Annotated in this window: 21 protein-coding genes; 4 read left to right on the top strand and 17 right to left on the bottom strand. The window is 66.6% G+C overall.

Annotated elements, in window-relative coordinates; genetic code table 11:
* Window positions 1–252: 252 nt before the first annotated feature.
* The 13 genes from ACOOFO_RS02495 to grxD form a co-directional block, all read right to left on the bottom strand.
* Window positions 253–1,236: a DUF2804 domain-containing protein gene (locus ACOOFO_RS02495; RefSeq protein ID WP_420428085.1), complete on the bottom strand. Its 984-nt coding sequence runs from the start codon at window positions 1,234–1,236 to the stop codon at window positions 253–255.
* Window positions 1,233–2,138, bottom strand: coding sequence for an aspartyl/asparaginyl beta-hydroxylase domain-containing protein (locus ACOOFO_RS02490; RefSeq protein WP_420428084.1), 906 nt, complete (start codon window positions 2,136–2,138; stop codon window positions 1,233–1,235). Before ACOOFO_RS02490 ends, ACOOFO_RS02495 begins: the two co-directional genes overlap by 4 nt.
* A gap of 150 nt (window positions 2,139–2,288) precedes the next feature.
* Window positions 2,289–2,855 (bottom strand): TIGR00730 family Rossman fold protein, encoded by a 567-nt coding sequence (locus ACOOFO_RS02485; protein ID WP_420428083.1) that lies wholly within the window; start codon window positions 2,853–2,855, stop codon window positions 2,289–2,291.
* A complete protein-coding gene (locus tag ACOOFO_RS02480; protein ID WP_420428082.1) occupies window positions 2,839–5,121 on the bottom strand; it encodes an Ig-like domain-containing protein in 2,283 nt (760 codons plus the stop codon). Before ACOOFO_RS02480 ends, ACOOFO_RS02485 begins: the two co-directional genes overlap by 17 nt.
* Entirely contained in the window at window positions 5,111–5,464 is a 354-nt protein-coding gene (locus ACOOFO_RS02475; protein ID WP_420428081.1) for a hypothetical protein, read from the bottom strand. The genes ACOOFO_RS02480 and ACOOFO_RS02475 overlap by 11 nt, the downstream gene beginning before the upstream one ends.
* A gap of 160 nt (window positions 5,465–5,624) precedes the next feature.
* On the bottom strand, window positions 5,625–7,034 hold the full coding sequence (locus tag ACOOFO_RS02470; protein ID WP_420428080.1) for a carotenoid oxygenase family protein: 1,410 nt from the start codon (window positions 7,032–7,034) through the stop codon (window positions 5,625–5,627).
* Between the two features lie 83 nt (window positions 7,035–7,117).
* Entirely contained in the window at window positions 7,118–7,615 is a 498-nt protein-coding gene (locus ACOOFO_RS02465) for a hypothetical protein (RefSeq protein ID WP_420428079.1), read from the bottom strand.
* A gap of 103 nt (window positions 7,616–7,718) precedes the next feature.
* Entirely contained in the window at window positions 7,719–8,327 is a 609-nt protein-coding gene (locus ACOOFO_RS02460) for a DUF6940 family protein (RefSeq protein WP_420429613.1), read from the bottom strand.
* 83 nt (window positions 8,328–8,410) lie between these two features.
* A complete protein-coding gene (locus tag ACOOFO_RS02455; RefSeq protein WP_420428078.1) occupies window positions 8,411–8,824 on the bottom strand; it encodes a hypothetical protein in 414 nt (137 codons plus the stop codon).
* 107 nt (window positions 8,825–8,931) lie between these two features.
* The gene (locus ACOOFO_RS02450) at window positions 8,932–10,098 is read right to left on the bottom strand and encodes a hydroxymethylglutaryl-CoA reductase (RefSeq protein ID WP_420428077.1); all 1,167 of its coding nucleotides are present in this window, start codon (window positions 10,096–10,098) and stop codon (window positions 8,932–8,934) included.
* 57 nt (window positions 10,099–10,155) lie between these two features.
* Window positions 10,156–11,103, bottom strand: coding sequence for an acyltransferase (locus ACOOFO_RS02445; protein ID WP_420428076.1), 948 nt, complete (start codon window positions 11,101–11,103; stop codon window positions 10,156–10,158).
* 80 nt (window positions 11,104–11,183) lie between these two features.
* Entirely contained in the window at window positions 11,184–12,686 is a 1,503-nt protein-coding gene (locus ACOOFO_RS02440) for a protein adenylyltransferase SelO (protein ID WP_420428075.1), read from the bottom strand.
* A gap of 32 nt (window positions 12,687–12,718) precedes the next feature.
* Window positions 12,719–13,054, bottom strand: coding sequence for a Grx4 family monothiol glutaredoxin (gene grxD, locus ACOOFO_RS02435; protein ID WP_420428074.1), 336 nt, complete (start codon window positions 13,052–13,054; stop codon window positions 12,719–12,721).
* Window positions 13,055–13,175: 121 nt separating this feature from the next.
* Between grxD and ACOOFO_RS02430 the strand changes: the two genes are divergently transcribed.
* Window positions 13,176–13,799: a MarR family winged helix-turn-helix transcriptional regulator gene (locus ACOOFO_RS02430; protein ID WP_420428073.1), complete on the top strand. Its 624-nt coding sequence runs from the start codon at window positions 13,176–13,178 to the stop codon at window positions 13,797–13,799.
* 79 nt (window positions 13,800–13,878) lie between these two features.
* Complete coding sequence (locus ACOOFO_RS02425; protein WP_420428072.1) at window positions 13,879–14,661, top strand: DUF2189 domain-containing protein; 783 nt, start codon at window positions 13,879–13,881, stop codon at window positions 14,659–14,661.
* Here the strand turns inward: ACOOFO_RS02425 and ACOOFO_RS02420 are convergent.
* From ACOOFO_RS02420 to pyrF, 3 genes are all read right to left on the bottom strand, one after another.
* The gene (locus tag ACOOFO_RS02420) at window positions 14,651–14,857 is read right to left on the bottom strand and encodes a DUF2905 domain-containing protein (RefSeq protein ID WP_420428071.1); all 207 of its coding nucleotides are present in this window, start codon (window positions 14,855–14,857) and stop codon (window positions 14,651–14,653) included. The two genes, ACOOFO_RS02425 and ACOOFO_RS02420, sit on opposite strands and share 11 nt — an antisense overlap.
* Before the next feature lie 3 nt (window positions 14,858–14,860).
* Window positions 14,861–15,928 carry a uroporphyrinogen decarboxylase gene (gene hemE / locus ACOOFO_RS02415; RefSeq protein WP_420428070.1) on the bottom strand — a complete coding sequence of 356 codons (1,068 nt, stop codon included), beginning with the start codon at window positions 15,926–15,928 and terminating at the stop codon, window positions 14,861–14,863.
* A 257-nt stretch (window positions 15,929–16,185) separates the two neighbouring features.
* On the bottom strand, window positions 16,186–16,893 hold the full coding sequence (gene pyrF, locus ACOOFO_RS02410) for an orotidine-5'-phosphate decarboxylase (RefSeq protein ID WP_420428069.1): 708 nt from the start codon (window positions 16,891–16,893) through the stop codon (window positions 16,186–16,188).
* A gap of 112 nt (window positions 16,894–17,005) precedes the next feature.
* Here pyrF and ACOOFO_RS02405 point away from each other — a divergent pair, with 112 nt between their 5' ends.
* The gene (locus ACOOFO_RS02405; RefSeq protein ID WP_420428068.1) at window positions 17,006–17,743 is read left to right on the top strand and encodes a FadR/GntR family transcriptional regulator; all 738 of its coding nucleotides are present in this window, start codon (window positions 17,006–17,008) and stop codon (window positions 17,741–17,743) included.
* A gap of 2 nt (window positions 17,744–17,745) precedes the next feature.
* On the top strand, window positions 17,746–18,339 hold the full coding sequence (locus ACOOFO_RS02400) for a hypothetical protein (RefSeq protein WP_420428067.1): 594 nt from the start codon (window positions 17,746–17,748) through the stop codon (window positions 18,337–18,339).
* A 9-nt stretch (window positions 18,340–18,348) separates the two neighbouring features.
* On the opposite strand, the gene ACOOFO_RS02395 is transcribed toward ACOOFO_RS02400, so the two are convergent.
* The gene (locus tag ACOOFO_RS02395; protein WP_420428066.1) at window positions 18,349–19,611 is read right to left on the bottom strand and encodes an oxygenase MpaB family protein; all 1,263 of its coding nucleotides are present in this window, start codon (window positions 19,609–19,611) and stop codon (window positions 18,349–18,351) included.
* Window positions 19,612–19,654 lie beyond the last annotated feature (43 nt).

The raw sequence follows: 19,654 nt of genomic DNA, 5'->3' as shown, positions 1-19,654 counted from the left end.
CGTCCTCGTTCAGATGCGAAAAAGCGCTGCGACTGCTGGCGCCGTCCCCGCGAGGTGGGCGGGGGGCTCCTGCGCAGTGTTGATGTTCATGGGGCCGGAACGCAAACGCGATCCAACGGCAGTTCTTGGCCCACGCCACCACCGGAGCAGGCGCGCAGCCTATCAGGAATATCTCACACGATGCCACTGTTTGATGTCAACGTCGAGCAGGAAGCATCTCAGGCTATTGAAATCATGCTGTTTATTCAGGTTTCACCAACGCGCCCAGTGTTCCTCAACCACGCCGAAACCCTGGACGGACTGCAGCCCCTGGGCGGTCTGGACGGTGCCTTCGAAGCGGCCGCAGGGTTGCGTGAAACGGCTGGCGAGCAGTCCCACATGACGGTGCTCACCCCGTCGCGCCTCGGGCGTGAAGACGATATCCACCTGACCATCGAGGGAGCGGATCCGCCACGGCTGCATCAGCTGCGCCGGGTCGTAGTCAAAAACCATCTGCGACAGTGGCGTGACCTTGCCATCGCACCAGAGCGCGTTCTCGAAGCCGTTCAGAAAGTGCGCAACGCCATTGATGGCAATGTGTTCCCCACTGGCGCAACGGCCGTCCACGCTGAGCCAGTTCCACTGCGTTTCCCGCGGCGGATAGCCCAGCGAGAAATCCACGCTGGCGCCTGCCTCTGTTTGCAGCGTTTCGCCATCGACGCTGCCGCTGATATCGGCGTGCAGGCCAGCCACCTTGTAGGTGTGGTGAAAGGGCCGGCCCGGGCTTGCGCAGACGGCGGTCAGCCCCTCACTCCCGTCGTGGATGGTCAACGCCAGCTGCAGACGCCGTCCCTGAAAGGAGACATGCCAGCCATCTCCACTGCGCTGCACCGACCACTGCCGCCCGCCCGCGGACAGGTGCCAGGGCTGGCGCCAGTCCGGCGCGAAGTCGGCGGCGAAACCCATCGGCCGGGTGATGGCCTCTTCCACCAGGGTATCGGTCTGGCGGTCGTAGACGTATACGAAGGCCGTGGCAATCAGCCCGGCATCGGCCACCGCATACCCGACCATGGTGCGCTCGGAAAAGGCGCCGAAGTAGAGCCAGCCCTTGCGCTGCAGACGGCGGCGACCGCCCCGACCCCAGACTGCGGTGGACAGATCCTCGATGGCGCCCAGATAGCGCCCGTTGAGGGCGGCGCGACCGTTGCCCGCATGCAGGGCCGGCGGTGCTGCCGGAAGGTCATGGCGCGCGCTCACACCAGCGCGTAGCCCAATGAAGCCATGATGCCGAGGCCAAGCGCCCATTTGCCGGATTTGTAGAGTCGGCGATTGCGCCGCTTGAGCCCCTTCATGAAGGCCTTGTAGCGGACAACCGGCTGTGTCATGCGGTTCCCCAGGCCCGTGATGCTGGGGTCGACATTGTCGACATAGAACAGGCTGTTGAAGAAGCGGCCGAACAGGTAATAGGCCTTTTGCACGATGCGCGACTTGAGCGGACGGTCGATGTCGGTCATCAGAATGATGCGCGGGACTTCCGCATCGTTGTAGGCCGAGTGCAGATAGGTCTCGTCGAAGACGATGCTGTCGCCATCCTTCCAGTGATAGGGCCTGCCGTCGACCATCAGACCGCAGTTTTCGGAATTCGGTGTCGACAGTCCAAGGGAGTAGCGCAGCGTGAAGGCGAAGGGGTCGTGGTGCTGATTGAGCCGCTTGCCCGGCATCAGCATGGCGAACAGCGCCAGATTCATGCCCGGTACCTGCTCGATGAGGGCACGGGTCTTGGGCGCCAGCGCCCAGGCGGAGGGGATATCGTTGTCGTAGATCTTGAGATAGAAGCTCTTCCAGCGGTTGTCGCGGTAGAAGCTGCTGCCCGGCAGATCATCCTTGGTGGCAATGTGCCCCTGGCCGTAAAGGGCCAGCGCCTCGTCGCGGATCGTCTCCCAGTTGTCTTCCAGCAGTTTCAGCTGGGGAAACTGTTCCGCGCCCATGCGCGGCCCGTTGGGCACCTTCGACAGCGCGTAGGCCGGGAGGTTGAAAGGCACCATGAAGGTCGAGAAATCCGACAACTGGCGCACGAAGGGAAAGTGCGCGTGGCCGCGGTACCGGATGAAAGCGATGGAAGCGGCGTAGAGCAGCACCGCGAAATACAGGATTACCATAGTGTCCTCTCGCGCGGTGGCGCGCCGCCATGCGCGCTCCGCGTGTCATTCGACGGCGCAGCGGACTCACCCCTGTGACTGCGCCCTTTCTGGCGCGTAGTGTCCCATATTGGGGCAAATGTACGCGAATGTGTGCGCGCACCCGCCTCTTCAGGGTTGCAGTGCCCGCGCCCGGGCATCGTCGTTCCAATCCGGCGCCTGGGCGATGGCGTCAAGCACCGCGGTGACCTCGTCCACCACCGAGAAGATGCGCAGATGGTCCTCGCGCATGAAGGCCTCGTCGACACTGCGCCGGAGCTGCGCCAGCAGCGGATCGTAGTAGCCAAGCTGATTCACGATGACGATGGGCTGCAGATAGAGGCCAAGACGCTTGAGGGTGATCGCCTCGAGCAGTTCCTCGAAGGTGCCGCATCCTCCCGGCAGGGCCACCGCCGCATCCGAGCCCTGCAGCAGCAGGGCCTTGCGCTCGGCCATGTCGCGCGTCCAGGAGAAGCGCTCCACCTTGGGGTGTGCCCACTCCAGCGCCTTCATGAAGTCGGGCATGATGCCTTCGATATCGCCGCCCGCAGCGGCCGCACCATCGGCGAGGCGCCCCATCGAGCCCGTCGCGCCCCCGCCAAAGACCACGGTATGCCCAGCCGAGGCCAGCAGATGGCCCAGCGCAAAGGCGGCGTCACCGTATTCGGCGGGCGCCTGCGAGCTAGAAGCGCAATACACGCAGATTCTCATCGGTTGCTTGGGCCAACGAGCGGGGTGGGAGGCTGCGACGATACCGCATCCCCACCGCCGCCAGGGCCATGGCGAGCAAGAAGCTTGATGAGAAACTCCCACCCCCGCTGGAGCCCCCGGAATTACCGGATACCGGCGCCGACAGCCCTTCCTCGTTGCCTGTGTCCGCGTCATCCGGTGCTTCGTCCGGGGCGGGCTCGGATGGCGGTTCGGGCTCGGGTTCGGCCCGGGGCTCCGCGGCGTAGCGCAAGCGGTAATTGCCGGTGGCGGTATCCTGAAATCCGGTCACAAAGAGCACGTAGTCTCCCGCCGGCAGTTCCTGCTCGATGACGAAATTGGGGTCCGTGCTGTCGTTCTCGGCGTGATCGTCCCCCTCGGCGAGCAAGGCGCCGTCCGGGCTGCGAATCCGCCCGACCGTGTCGGTATCGCCCTCGGTGGCGAAGAAGACGGTGGCCGCGGACGCCAGCGTGAAGCCAAAGGCATCGGCGTCCCCCGGCACGTTGACGGCGGCATCGAGGCGCTCCTGGGTGTCGGTCAGGCTGAGGGGCGTGGCGGTCTGTGCGCTGTCGCCGTGCTGATCGGTGCCAGGATCGCCGGTCACTTCGATGGTGACGATGGCGCTATCGCTAGCGCCACTGTCGTCGACGATGGTGTAGCGCACGCTTTCCTGATCGCTGCGGCTCGGCTGGAGTGCGACCATGCTGCCGCCCGGCTCGTAGCGCAGCGCGCCATCGGATGCGATGCGCAGCGTCGACCCCTTGGCGGTGGTGATTGAGGTAGCCACCGCGGCCGCATCGCCGTCGATGGCCACGACCTGCAGCGGATCCCTGTCGGGGTCACTGTCGGCCGCCGATCCGATGCCGGCGATGACATTGCCGTTGCCGATCGCGCTGGAAGCAAGGCGCAGGAGATCATTGCGCGCCAGCGGTGGTTGATTCTGCGCCTCGGTCACCGTCAGCTCGAAGGCCGTGCGCGCGCTGAAGACACCGTCGCTGACGACAACTGTGATTGCTGCACGGCCGGGCATATTGCTGGGAGTGATCTCGACGCTGCGGTTGGCGCCGCTGCCGCTGATCACGATGCCACTGTCCGGAACTACGGCCACGTTGTCCGAGAAGGCGCGCAGGCTGAGATTGTCGGCCGGGGCGACGCGGCCATTGTCCGTGACCGTGAACCCGATCGCGCCGGTGGTGCGACCAGCCTCGGTGCTTTGATCGGCGATGGCGGATATCTCCGGCGGTGTGTCCGCGGCGTGCTGGTCCGGGCAACCGACACCAGGCTCGAGCCGCCAGCCGATGTCGCTCAGCAGGCAGCTGGTCAGATCCACCCCGGTATTCACTCGAATATCGCCCGTCGAGAAGGGCTCCATCAACAGACTGGGGGCGGGCGCGGTGTCCCAGTGCGCAATGGAAGAGCCGGGCTCCGCCGGGTTGGGCGTATAGATGAGCGGCCGCCCGGCGGCATCGGTGCCGTTGCCCGCGCCGAGGCCGCGCGCCCGCGCTCCGGAGAAGCTGGCATTGCCCGCATTCACCACGTCGCCCTCGTTGACCACCGACGCGGAACGCTGCGCGTTGGTCATCTCGTCCCAGAAAAGGCCGCGGTCGTTATCGAAGATGAGGCGGTCGAGCACCGTGAAGCCGGGCGCGGCGAGATTGGTTCCGTCGTTGGCGATCAGGGTGGAAAAGCCGAGGCCATGGCCGATTTCGTGCATGACCGTGTTGTAGAAATCGACCGCACGGCTGCCGCCCTGGTGGTCGAATCCGTAGTAGAAGCGCACACCGGTCAGGCAGTTGGGGTCGGTATCGACCGCGCCATTGAAGTTGGCGAAGATGTCGGCGAAGCCCGGGTCCAGATCCTCGCCCGCCAGCGCGTTGGCCAGCGCCACCGGGTAGAAGGTATTGGCCTGCGGGGCCCCGCGAAAGCCGGCGATGAAGTTTCCTGGGCCGGCGGCACCCAGGGTGCCGCTGCTGGGCGAGCACTCGGTTTCCGGCGCGGGAGCGAAGGAGGCCTCGACGATGATCTCGACGTCACTGGCAACAACCGACCCCCAGTGCTCCGCTGCCGCGCGGAATACATTAAGCCGGGCCTCGCCCAGGGTCGTGGCGTTGTTGCCGCCCTCGGGGGTGAAGGGGGTAGGGTCAAAGAAGCCTTCGCCCGGTGCGTCGGTGGGCACGATCGTGATGGTGGCTGCCTGGGCCGCGCTCATGCCCAGGCCCAGCACCACCAGGCCGCGCAGTGCGGCACTAATGGGCATGGCGGTCGCGTTCCTCAATGTGCAGCCGGCCCTCGTCGTCGACGTGGCCTTCGATGCTGTGGCGCGCCGGTTGTTTGGGGCGCAGCATGACGGTGCCGTCCGTGCGCTCCTCGCGGCGATAGGCCGGGTGCTCGGTCTCGCCGCTGGAAGCGGAACGCGCCGCCTTGGTATCGGGCGGCACCGTCAATGCGCCCGTTTCGGGATCGACATAGGCGCGCTGCGCAGAAGCCGACTCGGCACTAGGCTTCGCCGATGGCGCATCCGCCTGCTCCGCAGAGCACGCGACGAGCGAAAGGGGCAGCGCGAGAAGAAGGGGGGCGAGCCTGTACATGGGGAAGGACATGCAGCGAGATCCTCGGTGGTTGTGCCCGGTCCGACGCAATGAAGGGACGCCGAATGTGCCACGGGCGAACCGCCATTCATGTTTTGCGGGTTGCCAACGTCCCCCCGTGACCCGACGAGCGGTGTGGGGAGATGGAGGCTGCCGACCGCCTTCGAAGCCATCAGGCGGCCAGCGGAATCCAATTGCTGTGAAAGCCTAACGGGACGCGCACCGGGAGGTGCACGATGGCCTGCGCCTGTCGATCCACCGCTTGCGCGTCCAGGATGACGAGGCGGCTGCACTGCCGCCGCTGATCCTGGACATAGGCAAGCAGCCAACCCTCATCCTCAGCAGCATCGGAGTGAGCGGGCACGAAGATGGCCTCGCCCATCATCTGGCCCGGCCCGAAGTCGTGCGCGACCGTGGTGCCGCGCTCCAGATCGTGGCGCAGCAGGCGCGAGCCTTCGGTCGACATGGCAGCGCCCCCCACGGCGTAGGCGTAGCGATAGTGCTGGCCGGTGCGGCGTTCGTCGCAGCGTGGAAATTCCTGTGACTCAGAGGAGAACACCTGGCGCTGCACCGCGCCAAGGCCTGCCCCGAGTTGCCAACGTTCGAAGGCCACCGGCTGCGCCTCGGGCCCCTGCTGCGAGCGGTCGAACATGCGCGCGTGCGTGACGACGTCGACCGTGACGCTGCCATCCGCGTTGTCGAAGGCGTTGCAGGCGTGGAAGACATAGCAGGGCGCCACCGGGAACCATTGCACGCGATCCGAGCTGCCGTCGCGCGGCAGCAGCCCCACGCGGGCGCGATGATGCGGATTCCAGCGATAGGGCAATGCCGCGCCTGCCAGCAGGGCGCGGAAGGAGAAGGTGACGGGCAGATCGAAGATGACGACGTAGCGCCCCGTGATCGCACAGTCGTGGACCATCGGCCCGTGGGCGACCGGGATGGCAACGCGCCGGCGCAGGACGCCCTTGGCATCGATGCATTGATAGATCAGCCGCTTGCGCTGCAGCGCGTCGTAGCAGACCGCGTGCAGCTCCCCCGTCTTAGGATCGCGGTGCGGATGCGCCGTGAAGGGGAGGCGCTCGTCGCTGTTGAAGAGGGCGCGCCGCAGCGTATTGAGCTCGGCGTCGAGTTCGGCGGGCAGCGGCCCGGCCTCCACCGTCGCCCAGATACTGCCCGCATGCGCGAAGACATTGGTGTTGACGACATCGAAGATGCCGCGTCGCGGGCCGGGGACGCGGGCACGGCCAAGGTGGTCGTTAGCCGCATCCGTTCCTACCCAGCGGTTGCGGTACCAGCAGGCCTTGCCCGCCTGCAGGCGTACGCCGTGGACCATGCCATCGCCCACGAACCAGTGATGCGTGGCCGGGTTGGGCACCTGCAGCGGATTGGGGCCGATCTGGGCGAAAAGCCCATCGAGGGCATCGGGGATGGTGCCGCTGACGGCGAGTTCCGTCTCGGTGCGCTCTGCCTCCACCGGGGCATAGGGGCCTTCAAGATAGAAGTTGTCCTGCGCGTGTGCGGCACGCTTTTGCAGGAGGGCGGCCAACCGCGCCGCGCTGCTTTCCACGATGCGTCGATTCATCTTCGCCCCTCCACGGGAGAGGGGTCCATGCTCTGCGCAGCCGCGCGATCGTGCAAGCCGCGCGCGACTGCTTCCCGCGACGGCTAGAACAATTCGCTCAGATTCTCGAGGGCATCGATGACGATCCGCGAACCCGCCTGGATCAGCAACAGATCGTTGCCTACGCGCACGATGCGGTGATCCGCAGGAATCGTCCCGAGAATGTGACGGAGGTCCTCGCTGATGGGATAGGGACGCACGTCATCCGGCAGTCGCTGGCTGCGTTGCCACTTGCGCGCCTGGCCGGGGGGCAGGCAGCCATTCTGCTTCTTGGCAAGTCCCGGTGGGCAGAAACTGTTGCGGCCGCGTTCTTGGTAATAGTCGGCGATCAGGCTGCGACGGGTCGCATCGAAATAACCCCGGGCGGTGCTGGACGGGCCCGCCTGCTTGGCATTGGCTGACGGATGGCTGCCTTCGCTGAAGGGCGGTGCGTGCTTCTGACCGCTGTTGCCTGGATTAACGGGCTTGGCTGCCATTGCGCTCGTACCGAGGAGCAGCGCAGCAGCAAAGGCAATCGCGATGTTTTGGAGGGTGGCTCTCATGATCAGACTCCGCAGTGTCTCCAGGTGGGCTGCCCTTCTAACGGGTCGGGCCATGTTGTTGCTTGCGGACTGAACGAATACGGAATCGCTTTCAGACGGCCCACTACCGGTCGCGATAGCGCGACGTGCGGTAGTACTTCGGCCGCTGGTCAAGGCGGACATGGAGCCAGGGCACACCGTCGCCCGCTGTACTCACCCATAGCGGTCCGCCATGGCGTGCACACTGCACTTCGCGTCCAACACGCCGCCAAAAGGCATCGCGCTGCGCCTTTGGAGCTGCGCGTACAAAGGAAGCGAGGTGGGGATAGGCGGCATCATCGCCCACAGGCAGGGGCACGATCAGCTGCGCGTCACGCCCGAGATTCCAGAAAGTGGTGACCAAGGCTTCATCAAAGTCATCAAAGTAGTCACCAAAGGCTGAGGGGTCCGCCGGCCGCTGCAGCTCGGGCGCGTCGATCACCATGCACTCGAAGGCGGTGCTGGGCGTCAGTGTCTGCTGCAAAGGCGGGCATTCCCAGCGGAAGGCGGCGAAAGGCGCCACAGCCAGCCCGGCATTGAAGGCGGTGCGGCAATCGGCATCCTCCGCCAGCGCATCGAAGGCCGCCGCAAGATCAACGGGCGCGCCTCGATACAATAACCGCAGGCGCAGGGGCGCGCCGTCGCGCCCGGGCTGCGCCTGCAGCTGCCAATCCTGCCTTGGTGTGGTGTCCATCACGGCCCGCTGCGCGTTGAGGCCTGCACTATCGACAGCACCCAGTGGCGACGCAAGGGGCGGGTACGACGATGCGGGTCGCGCTAGATCAGCGCCTCGATGGCGAAACGGTGGTACTTGTGCGCATCCAGCACCCCGTGGCGGCGGAAGACGCGCATGGCGCGGTCGGTTTCCGCGGCGCTGGGCGCATAGGCGATCAGCAGCCCGTGGCCGTCCTCGGCGTGCTTCTCGTAGGTGATGGTGACTTTGTTTTCCGCTCCGGCGCCGGCCAGCAGACTGTTGGACTGCTCGACGATATCCTCGGCCTCGCGTACGAAGCGATCCGGATTGAGGGCTTCCACTTCGGTCTCGTCATAGCCCCCGGCAAGCAGGTCATCGCGCGCTGCCGCTGCCGCTGCCGGCTCGGCGAAGGCGCCGAGCACATAGTCACGCGGATAGAAGACGCCGCCGAGGCCGGTGAGCGAATGGCGCAGATTGTGACGTTCGTCGATATTCATGACGTGTCCTTACATCGAATGTGCAATTACCGTGCGGCACAAAGTCGACAAGGCCAAACCATGTCCATGTGTTGTTTGTTTGCTGTCTTCGACAGCGGCGACTGGCCTCAGCGATTGCGCCCGTACTGCTCATGGGAACTGACCCACTCGTCCGCCAGCACAGCGGCGCCTAGCGACAGTTCGCCGCACAGCACGGTGGCACCGATGATTTCGGCCAGCTTGCGCGCCTTGCCCTTGCCGAAGCAGCCCAGCACTTCCAGGCATTCACGCTGCGTCGGCAGGCCGGTACCACCGCCATGGGTGGCCACGATCAGGCTCGGCAGCGTGATGCTGTAGTAGAGGTCGCCCGAGGGGGTAAGCTCGCTGTGCACGATGGCTGCCTGGGACTCGGCCACATTGGCTTCGTCCTGCCCGGTGGCGATGAAGACGGCAGCGATGCCGTTGGCGGCATGGCTGCCGTTATTGCTGCTGCCCGCCATCTGCGCGCCGATGTTGGAGATGTGCCGTTGCACGAAGAACTGTTCGGCAGAGACGTGCATCTGCTCGCGCAGCAGGGCATCGGGAATCACACATTCCGCTACCACGCGCTTGCCGCGGCTATACAGCGTGTTGATCTGGCTGTGCTTCTTGTCGGTATCCATGTTGCCGGACAGCACCCAGCGTTCCATCGGGCCGGGATAGTGCTCCGCGATCCACAAACAGGCCGCCCGCGTGGCCCGACCGCACATGTTCTGACCGGCAGCGTCACCGGTGGAGTAGTTGAAGCGCAGATAGCGGAAACGGGCGGCGGCGAACTGTTGTACGAACTGCAGCTTGCCGACGCTGGTCGTCGCCTCGGCGGCGGCGCGGACGGCATCCAGATTGGCTTCCAGCCATGCGCCGAAATCGCGCGCTTCGCGGGCATTGGCAAAGATGAAGACCGGCGCCCGCTGCATGACGTCGTCGATGACCGAGACTGTGATGCCGCCCGCCTCGCGGGTCAGTCGCATGCCTCGGTTGTAGCTGCCCACCAGGGTGCCTTCAGTGGTGGTCATCGGCACATAGAACTCGCCGCTGGCGGCCTCGCCGTTGACCAGCACCGGGCCTGCCAGGCCGAGGGGGATCTGGCAGACGCCGGTGAAGTGCTCGATGTTGCCACGCGTGGTGGCGGCATCGAAGCTATAGCTGCCGGTATGCGGCATGGCCACGCCGGTCTGCTCCTCGACAAAGTCGCGTCGGGCGCGGGCCATGTCGTCGGTGTAATCGTCTTCCTTGCTGCGCGGGATGCGGGCCATGCTGTCTCCGGTGTGATGTTGTGCCCCGGATTGTGACCGATCAGGCGGCAGCAGCCCTCAACGCAGCTCGCGGCCTCCGGCTTCGGCTTCTGCCGCGCGAGCAGCGTGTTCGGCCAGCAGGCGCTCCAGCCGTGCATCCTTGGCATGCCAGAAATCGGCCACCCAGCGCTGGAAGCGCGCGCGAAAGGCGCTGTCACCCTGGTAGTCGCCGGCCAGGATGTCTTCCGGAATGGCATGCACCTGCGCCTCGACGATGAGCGTGGCCTGTTCGCCGGTGACGAAGCTCCATACCAGTCGGTGCTTGGTCGGGCGATAGGCGATGGTGACATCCAGCAGACCCGCCACTTCCCGGCCCATGGCGTTGATGGCAAAGGCCAGCCCACCCGATTTCGGCGGCAGCAGGTGCTTGTAGCTGGATTGCCTGGCCATGTGCTTGGCCGGCGTGAAGCGCGTGCCTTCGAGGAAATTGACCACCGTGACCGGCACATTCCGGAAGCGTTCGCAGGCGCGGCGGGTTCGCTCCAGATCTTCCTTGGCGAGTTCGGGATTGCGCCGAATGGCCTCGCGTGAATGGCGCGCCATGAACGGGAAATCCAGCGCCCAGCAGACGAAGCCGATGACCGGCACCCAGATCAGCTGCTTCTTGAGGAAGAAGCGCAACCAGGGCACGCGGTCACGAAAGACATCGAACAGCAGCACGATGTCCGCCCAGCTCTGGTGGTTCGAGATCAGCAGGTAGTTGCGCGTGGGGTCGAGCGTGCCGTTGATGCGCACCTCCCAGCGCACCGGCATCAGCGCGCGCATCAGCAGGGCGTTGTTGCGGATGAACTGCTCGGCGATGGCCACCATGACCCGCGTCCAGAACACGCGCGCGGCATGCCACGGCATGCATAGCTTGCACACCGCAAAGGGCAGAAACACCAGAAAGTGCAGCAGCAGGGAGGTACACAGCGCCAGCAGCGTGAGCACCCCGATCAACGCCCGCGGCAGGAACAACGACAGCATCGCTCGGCCATCCTTCGGTCTATGCCGCGCATGATAGGCCTCGCGCCGGGGGCGCGGAAGTCAGCCGCCGTGCGCGCCGCTCAGGTACCGCAGAAGGTCTGGGTGACGCGTTCGTGATCGGCGGGCGGCGTGGCGCAATATTCCGCCTCGCGGCGCTCGGTATAGGGGTCGCAGACCACATCCACCAGCCGATGGAAGGGCGCCAGATCGCCGTCGTCCACCGCAGCGGCAAGGGCCTGCTCCACCCGGTGATTGCGCGGGATATAGCGCGGATTCCGCGCGCGCATGGCGGCCTGCACGCTGGCCTGTGGCTGCGCCTCGGCGTGCAGTCGCCGCTGCCAAGCCTGCAGCCAATCCGTCAACGCCTGCGGATCGGGAAAGCCTTCGAGCAGGGCGGGTACCTGTTCCGGCCCGGCCGCGCCCACGGCATCCGCAAGCCCGCGGAAGGCCAGCGTGTAATCCGCCGCCTGATCCCGCATCAGGGCGAGCAGATCCTGGACGAGGGTCTTGTCGCCTTCCTCCGCCTGCTGCAAGCCGAGCTTGGCGCGCATCACGCCCATCCACGCCGCATCGAGGATATCGGTATTGGCTTCAAGCACTTCGGTGGCGCGTGTAACGGCCTGCTCTTCGTCGCTGTCGATCAGCGGCAGCAGACACTCGGCGAAGCGCGCCATATTCCATTGCGCGATGCGGGGCTGGTTGCCGAAGGCGTAACGGCCGTGCTGGTCGATGGAACTGAAGACCGTGTCGGGGTGGTAGCTGTCCATGAAGGCGCAGGGACCATAGTCGATGGTTTCCCCCGCCAGCGAGACGTTGTCGGTATTCATCACGCCGTGGATGAAGCCCACGCCCAGCCATTGCGCGACGAGCTCCGCCTGCGCCCGCGCCGCGGCGCGCAGCAGTTCCAGATAGGGGTTTTCGCTCTCGGCGACGCCGGGATAGTGGCGCTGGATCACATGGTCTGCAAGCAGACGCACGCTGTCCTGATCCCGTCGGGCCGCAAAGTACTCGAAGGTACCCACGCGGATATGCGAGCGCGCAACGCGGGTGACGATACCGCCCGGCAGGATGCGGTCCCGCATGACGGACTCGCCGGTGCGCACGGCCGCCAATGCGCGTGTGGTGGGCACACCCAGCGCGTGCATGGCCTCGCTGACGATGTACTCGCGCAGCACCGGCCCGAGCGCGGCGCGGCCGTCTCCACCGCGTGAGAAGGGGGTACGGCCGGAGCCCTTGAGCTGGATGTCGCGGCGCTGGCCGTCACGCCCGATCACCTCGCCCATGAGCAATGCACGGCCGTCTCCAAGCTGCGGCACGAAATTGCCGAACTGGTGACCGGCATAGGCCATCGCCAGCGGCTCCATGCCCGGGAGCAGGCGATTGCCGGCGAAGATCTCGGCCCACTCGGCGTCGCTGTGGGCTTCCGGATCGAGGCCCAGGGTCTGTGCCAGCGGCCGGTTCAGCCGCAGCAGCTCGGGGGCACGGACCGCCTGCGGCGACTGGCGATGGAACAGGGCCTCGGACAGCCGCGCATAGCTGTTGTCGAAGCGAAGCGCCTCGCTGTGCAGAAGCTCGTCTTCCATGCCGCCGATCGTCGCGCGCTACCCGTGAGCGCTCAGCTCTGCGCGCTGCCTTCCTTCTGGGCGAGCAGGGTCTGCAGCTCGCCGGACTCGTACATTTCGCGCACGATGTCGCAGCCACCGACGAACTCGCCGCGGACATAGAGCTGCGGAATGGTCTGCCAGTTGGCATAGGCCTTGACGCCCTCGCGGATGTCCGGGTCTTCCAGCACGTTGATTTCGGTGAAGGGCTGGTCGAGCAGCTTGAGGGCCTTCACGACCACTGCGGAAAAGCCGCATTGCGGGAAATCGCGCGTGCCTTTCATGAAGAGGACGACGTCGTCGGAACGCACCAGGGCGTCGATACGGTCGTGGGTGGATGCATCACTCATGGATCAGGCTCCGAATTCGGTGTACAGGGTCGTGTCCGGACTGGGCCGGACTAATAGCGAAACGACACTATGGGCCGGGGATCGCCTTGTCAATACGGATTCGAGACGCGATCATCCGGGTATGAACGAGACGACCTCCGCCGCAGACGCGCAACGCACCGCCGAAATGCTGGTGCATGTCGGGCGCATTGCCCGCTGCGAAGCGCAGACGCCAAGTCTGACCCCTGCACAATGGTCGGCGCTGCGCTTCTTCGCCCATGCCAATCGGATGTCACGCACCCCTTCCGCCTTCGCGCGCTTTCACGCCACTACCCGGGGCACGGCCTCCCAGACGGTGAAGTCGCTGGAAACGGCGGGCTATCTCGAGCGTCGCCGCGCCGACGTGGACGGCCGTAGCGTGGTCTTCGATCTGACGCCTTCCGGCTGGGCGCAGCTGGCCGCGGATCCGCTCAACACACTGAGTGCAGCCATCGAGGCGCTGCCACCGGAGCAGCAGCACACCCTGTCCGAAGCCCTGCAGCAGCTCGCCGGCGCCTTGGCGCAGGACCGCGACGGCCAGGCCTTTGGCAGCTGCGGTGAATGCGGCTTCCTCGGCGCGGCCGAGCAGGCGGGCTGCCCCTTTCAGTGCCGCTGCACCGGGACGCTGCTCAGCGACGAGGATTTCCAGCGCCTGTGTGCGAACTTCACGCCGCGCGCGACGGTCGAGACTCCAGCCGCGACACGCCCCGGCACCAAGGACGCCTGACGCCCCCGCTGGCCCCGGCTCGGCCGCAGCAGGCGGCCTATGATGCAGACACGCGCGATGGACGCAGGGGGACAACGCCATGCCGGTACCAAAGCAGAACGATGAGGGCCTGCCTTTCTGTGCGGAGCACCGAGCGCTGCCCTGGCACGCGCCACTGCAGTGGCTGCGCCTGGGCTGGCAGGACCTCTGGAGCGCACCGGGCACCAGCATCAGCTTCGGCCTGATCATGGTGCTGCTGAGCTACGCCATCACGGCGGCGGCCTGGTATCTGGGCAATCTGGGGCTGTACCTCGGAGTGCTCAGCGGCTTCGTCTTCCTCGGCCCCATTCTGGCAATGACCCTCTACGCCACCAGTGCGCGGCTGGCGGCGGGCGCGCCGGTCTCGATCCGGCGCAGTCTCAACGACGCCGGCCGCACGCTGGGCGATGCCGCCGTCTTCGCGCTGATTCTGCTGGTGGTCTTTCTGGTCTGGGCGCGGGCCGCGACCATGATCCATGTCTTCTTCCCGGTCGGCGGTGAACCCGACTGGCGCGACTGGCTGACCTTCTTCGGCATCGGCACGAGCGTTGGCGCGCTGTTCTGCGCCTTTGTCTTCATGGCCAGCGCCTTTTCGCTACCGATGATGTTGGACCGCAAGGCCGACACCGTGACCGCGGTGATCACAAGCGTTAACGCCACGCTGCGCAACAAGCCGGCCATGGCGGTCTGGGCGATTTGCATCGGTGTCTTCGTGGTGGTCGGCACGCTCACCGCCTACCTCGGCTTCGCGCTACTGCTGCCCTGGATCGGCCACGCCACCTGGCACGGCTACCGGCAGACCATTGACGCCAGCCCCTGGCCGAGCCGGCGGCCTAGCGGTTGAACAGATTGAGGATCAGCGTCAGCGCCAGACTGATGAGGATCATCGAGGTGATCGGGATGAAGACGCGGCCGTTCTCGCTTTCGATGCGGATATCGCCCGGCAGCCGACCGAACCAGCTCAGCAGCCCCGGCGCGAAGTGCAGCAGCAGGCCAACACCAACCAGCAACAGACCGGCGATGATCAGCCCGCGCCCCATCGCTCAGTCGTCCTGGTGATAGGCCGGTGACAGCGCGTGTACGGCTTCGACCAAGGCCTGCGCGTGCTCCGGGTCCACGCCCGGCGTGATGCCATGCCCCAGATTGAAGATATGTCCGGGGCCCTGCCCGTAGCTGGCCAGCACCTCGGCCACGCCTTCGCGAATGCGCTGCGGGCTGGCGTGCAGCATGGCGGGGTCCAGATTGCCTTGCAGCGCAACGCGGTCGCCGACGCGGCGGCGGGCATCACCCAGTTCGGTGGTCCAGTCCAGTCCGAGGGCGTCGCAGCCGGTGTCCGCCATGATCTCCAGGTGCTGGCCACCGTTCTTGGTGAACAGCGTCACCGGAACGCCCGGATGATCGCGGCGGATGCGCTGCACGATGTGCGCCATCGGTTGCAGCGAGAAGCGGCGGTAGGCCCCCGGCGGCAGGGCGCCGCCCCAGGTATCGAACACCATCACGGCCTGGGCGCCGGCCGCCACCTGCGCGCTCAGATACTGCGCGCTGGCCTCGGCGAGGGTGGATAGCAATTCATCCGCCAGCTCCGGTCGGTCATAGATCAGCGTCTTGATGCGCGCGAAGTCCTTGCTGGAGCCTCCCTCGACCATGTAGGTCGCCAGCGTCCATGGACTACCGCCGAAACCGATCAGCGGCACGCTGCCGGCGAGGGCCTCGCGAATGGTGCGCACCGCCTCCATGACGTAGCCGAGCGTGTCGTTCGGGTCGGGCACGCCCAGAGCGCGGATGGCCTTTTCGTCCTGCACCGGGCGCTCGAAGCGCGGCCCTTCGCCTTCCGAGAAGTACAGGCCCAGACCCATCGCATCCGGCACTGTGAGGATGTCGGAGAACAGGATGGCGGCATCCAGTGCAAAGCGACGCAGCGGCTGCAGGGTGACTTCGCAGGCTAGCTCGGGATTGCGGCACAGGCTCATGAAATCCCCGGCCTGAGCGCGGGTGGCGCGGTACTCGGGGAGATAGCGACCTGCCTGGCGCATGATCCAGACCGGCGTACGGTCCACGGGCTGCCGCGCCAGGGCGCGGAGGAAGCGGTCGTTCTGCAGGGGCGCGCTCAATTCAAACTCCTGGTGGCAATCGGCAGTGCATCGCTGGCTGCGGCGAAGCATGCCTAAGGGTTGGGGCTAGCGTCAGGTATCGCTGGTCGGTTGCAGCGGGCACCAACGCCCATGCCGACATCCTAGTGCGGTGCGACCACCCTGCGCAGGACGGGTGTGCCATCTGTGACGCAGCGTCCCGGAAGATAATGCCCGTGCCGGATGCATGCCGGTGCCTTTTGCGGCGCCCACGGCAGCGCGGCCGCGGCGGGTGGCTGTCAGGAAGCGGCGGCGGCAATGTCGGCGACCATGGCATCGGCGGTGGCGCGGGGATCGTCGGCATCGCGCACCGGACGGCCAACCACGAGATAGTCCGCGCCGGCGCGAATCGCGTCGGCTGGCGTCATGATGCGCTTCTGGTCAGCCTCCAGGCGGTTCTCCACCGGACGGATGCCGGGCGTTACGCAGACCAGCTTGTCGCCGGCCTCGGCCTTCAGCCGGGCGACTTCCAGCCCGGAGGAGACGACGCCGTCGCAGCCCGCTTCCAGGGCGCGGCGCGCGCGTGACAGCACCAGATCCGCAATCGATACCTGGAAGCCGAGATCGTCGATATCGCCCTGGTCCAGGCTGGTCAGCGCGGTCACGGCGAGGACGCGGGTGCCGCCTGTCTTGGCCGCGGCGGCTGCCTCCATGATCGACTGATTGCCGTGCACGGTACACAGGTCGGCGCCGCGCTCGGACAGATTGCGCACCGCGCGCCCCACGGTTTCCGGGATGTCGAAAAACTTCAGGTCGACGAAGACCTGCTTGCCCTCGGCCTTGAGCCAATCCAGGAGATCAAAGAAACCCGGCGCCATCGCCAATTCCATGCCGATCTTGTAGAAGCGCACGCTGTCGCCAAGCTGATGCACCAGCGTGCGCGCCTGCTGCGCGCTGGGGAGATCGAGGGCGACGATGAGTCGGTCGCGGGGGTCGATGCGGGACACGTGCCGCTCCGGAGAAAAGGTCAGAGCGCGGATTATCGCCGGGCTCCACCAATGGCGCTTGCAGCGGCCCAGCTAACTGGTATGATCAGTTGACCACTTAGGGCTCCTGATCATGACATTTTCTCCGCTCGCCCGCGGCTCCCTGTCCGAAGGGGTCTTTGCGCAGCTACGCGACCGCATCCTTGCCGACGAGATGCGACAGGGCGACAGCCTGCCCTCCGAACGCGTGCTGGCCGAGCAACTGGGCGTCAACCGCGGCGCCGTCCGCGAGGGCCTGAAGCGGCTGCAGCAGGCGCAGCTGGTGCGGGTCCGCCACGGTGGCGCCACCGAGGTGCTGGACTGGCGGCGCAGCGCGGGACTGGACCTGCTGCCACACCTGCTGGTGCGCGCCGACGGTCAACTGCGCACGTCGGCCGCGCGCGGCATCATCGCGCTGCGCCAGTCCCTGGCGCCCAGCGTGGCGGCAGCCGCGGCCCGGCGCGCGGACACGGATACCGCCGACCGACTGGATGAAGCATTGCGCGCGCTGCAGGCAGCACCGGATGCCGAACAGCGGCAGGCACAGGCGCTGCGCTACTGGTCCATGCTGGTGGACGGCAGCGACAACCTCGGCTTTCGACTTGCCTTCAACGCCATGGAGCAGACCTACCGCCCGATCTGGGCTCTGCTGCGCCCGGTGCTGGATGCCGAGTTTCGCGATACCGCCACGCTGCAGGCACTGAACGCAGCGGTGCGCGAGGGTCGCAGCGCGGACGCCGAAGGCCTGGCACGCGCCCATATCGAGATCGGCAGCAAGGCCATGGACGCCTTGCTCGACGCACACGACGCGGCCCAAGAAGGGGGGCATTAGACATGCTGGGCATACCCGTGGGACTGGTCACGGCCAACGCGGTGGAATGGGTCGTGCACAAGCACATGCTGCACGGTTGGGGCCGCAAACGAGGCACTTTCTGGGCCTTCCACTTTCATGAGCATCACCGCGCCGTACGCGAGCACGACTTTCACGACCCCAACTACCAGCGCTTTCCGCTGGGCCTGCACGCGCAGGGGAAGGAGGCCTGGGCCCTGATGGCCGGCGCTGCGGCGGTGGCGCCGCTGTTCCCGGTCGCGCCCTTCTTCGTCGGCACCCTGTGGTATTCGGCTGCCAACTACTATCGCGTGCACAAGCGCGCGCATCAGGACCCGCAATGGGGGCGGCAGCATCTGCGCTGGCATTACGACCACCACATGGGCCGCAATCCCAACGCCAACTGGTGCGTGACCCGGCCCTGGTTCGACTACGTGATGGGCACGCGCGAATTCATGACGGCGGATGCCCATGAAGACAACGTGCTCGGGCTGCAGCGGTTGCCGCACTGGCTGGCGCGGCGTCTGCCCTCGCCGACGCGGCGCGGCCGGCTGATGCCGGCTCCCGCGCCGCGCCCGCGACACGCAAAGGCCGCCTGAGCGCCCGCGTCAGCTCTCGGCAGCCGGACGCGCCAGCGCGCGCTGCTGACCCGCGAAATGCAATGCCACAAGCTCCTCATGCGCCTTGCGGCCGCGCCGCGCCAGCCGCGCGCGCCCGCCGGGCAGCAAGCGGTGGCCGAGGTGCCAGCCAAAGGTGACCGGGGCTGACAGCAGCGGATACCAGGGCGGCATCCATGCCGGCAGGCCGAGATGCCGCATGCCTTCCCGCCCCACGAAAAAGCGGGTGACGCTGAGATGGCGCGCCTGCTCGAAGCGCGCGCGCAGACGACGCGGGAAGGGATAGGGCACGCCCAGCGTCTCCTCCATCAAGGAGCGCCCCAGCTTGCGCGAGCTCTCGTCAGGGGGCTTCTGCGACAGCGTGATCTGGTAGAGCAACCGGCGCCCTTCCTGCTCATCGTCGGTGAGCCAGCACTCGTCGGTGCCGATCAGCCAGGCGATGGCCTTCCAGAGGTGCATGACGGCGCGGGCGTCGCGCCGCTGCAGCGGAACACCCATGAATCGCACCGCGAACAGCTGAACCACGCTGAAACCGAGAAAGGTCGCGGCCATATCCGTCTGATTGATGGGCAGCCCCAACTCGGCCATGTCCCAGTCCGCCCGTTGGCTGAGGCGCTGGCGAATGAGGGCGTGCAGCACGCGCACGTGCAGCGTGCTCTTGAAGCCCGGCGCAAAGCGTTCCAGGCCGCCACTGGCGGTGGCATCCACCACCCACTGCATGGTCTCGGCGATGCGCCGTGCGGTGCCGCCATCGAGGGCACCGGTGAGAATCAAGGGCGGATTAATGGCCGCCGCCTGATAGCCGCCCATCAGGGCCACGTCGCGCAGCACGTAGTGCGAGGTCATCCCCAGTTCGTGCACCACCTGCGCGCCCCGCGCCATGGTCTGCGGCTCCACCCAGGCCGGCCATTGCTCGCAGTGACGCAGCAGGGCCGTAAGTGCTTCGGGTGGATCCTCGATGGCATCGAGGCCGTCGTCGAGCGCGCGTTGAAAGACGCGCCAGCCTTCGCGCATGCCCACCGCATGCATCCAGTCGACCACCGCATCAGCCAGCGGGTCGCCGTGCATCAAGGCTTCGCCCAGTGCACGCCAGCGGGCGGGGTCGGGCTCGGGGTTGCCGCGAATCAGCCATCCGATGGGCGCGGCAAGTCGACGCTGCGCGGCCACATCGGCGCCGTGCCGGGCAGGAATGGAGCCTGCCGTGCGGCCATCGGGTCCTGGGGTTGCGCGCGCGGTGCGCGGGGATGCAGGCATGGCGTCTCCTCCAAGCCGGAACCGGAACCCCGATAGTGGCGCG

Source organism: Algiphilus sp. (assembly GCF_965216485.1).
Taxonomy (GTDB): Bacteria; Pseudomonadota; Gammaproteobacteria; order Nevskiales; family Nevskiaceae; genus Algiphilus.
This window is presented reverse-complemented; position numbering and strand designations above follow the sequence as displayed.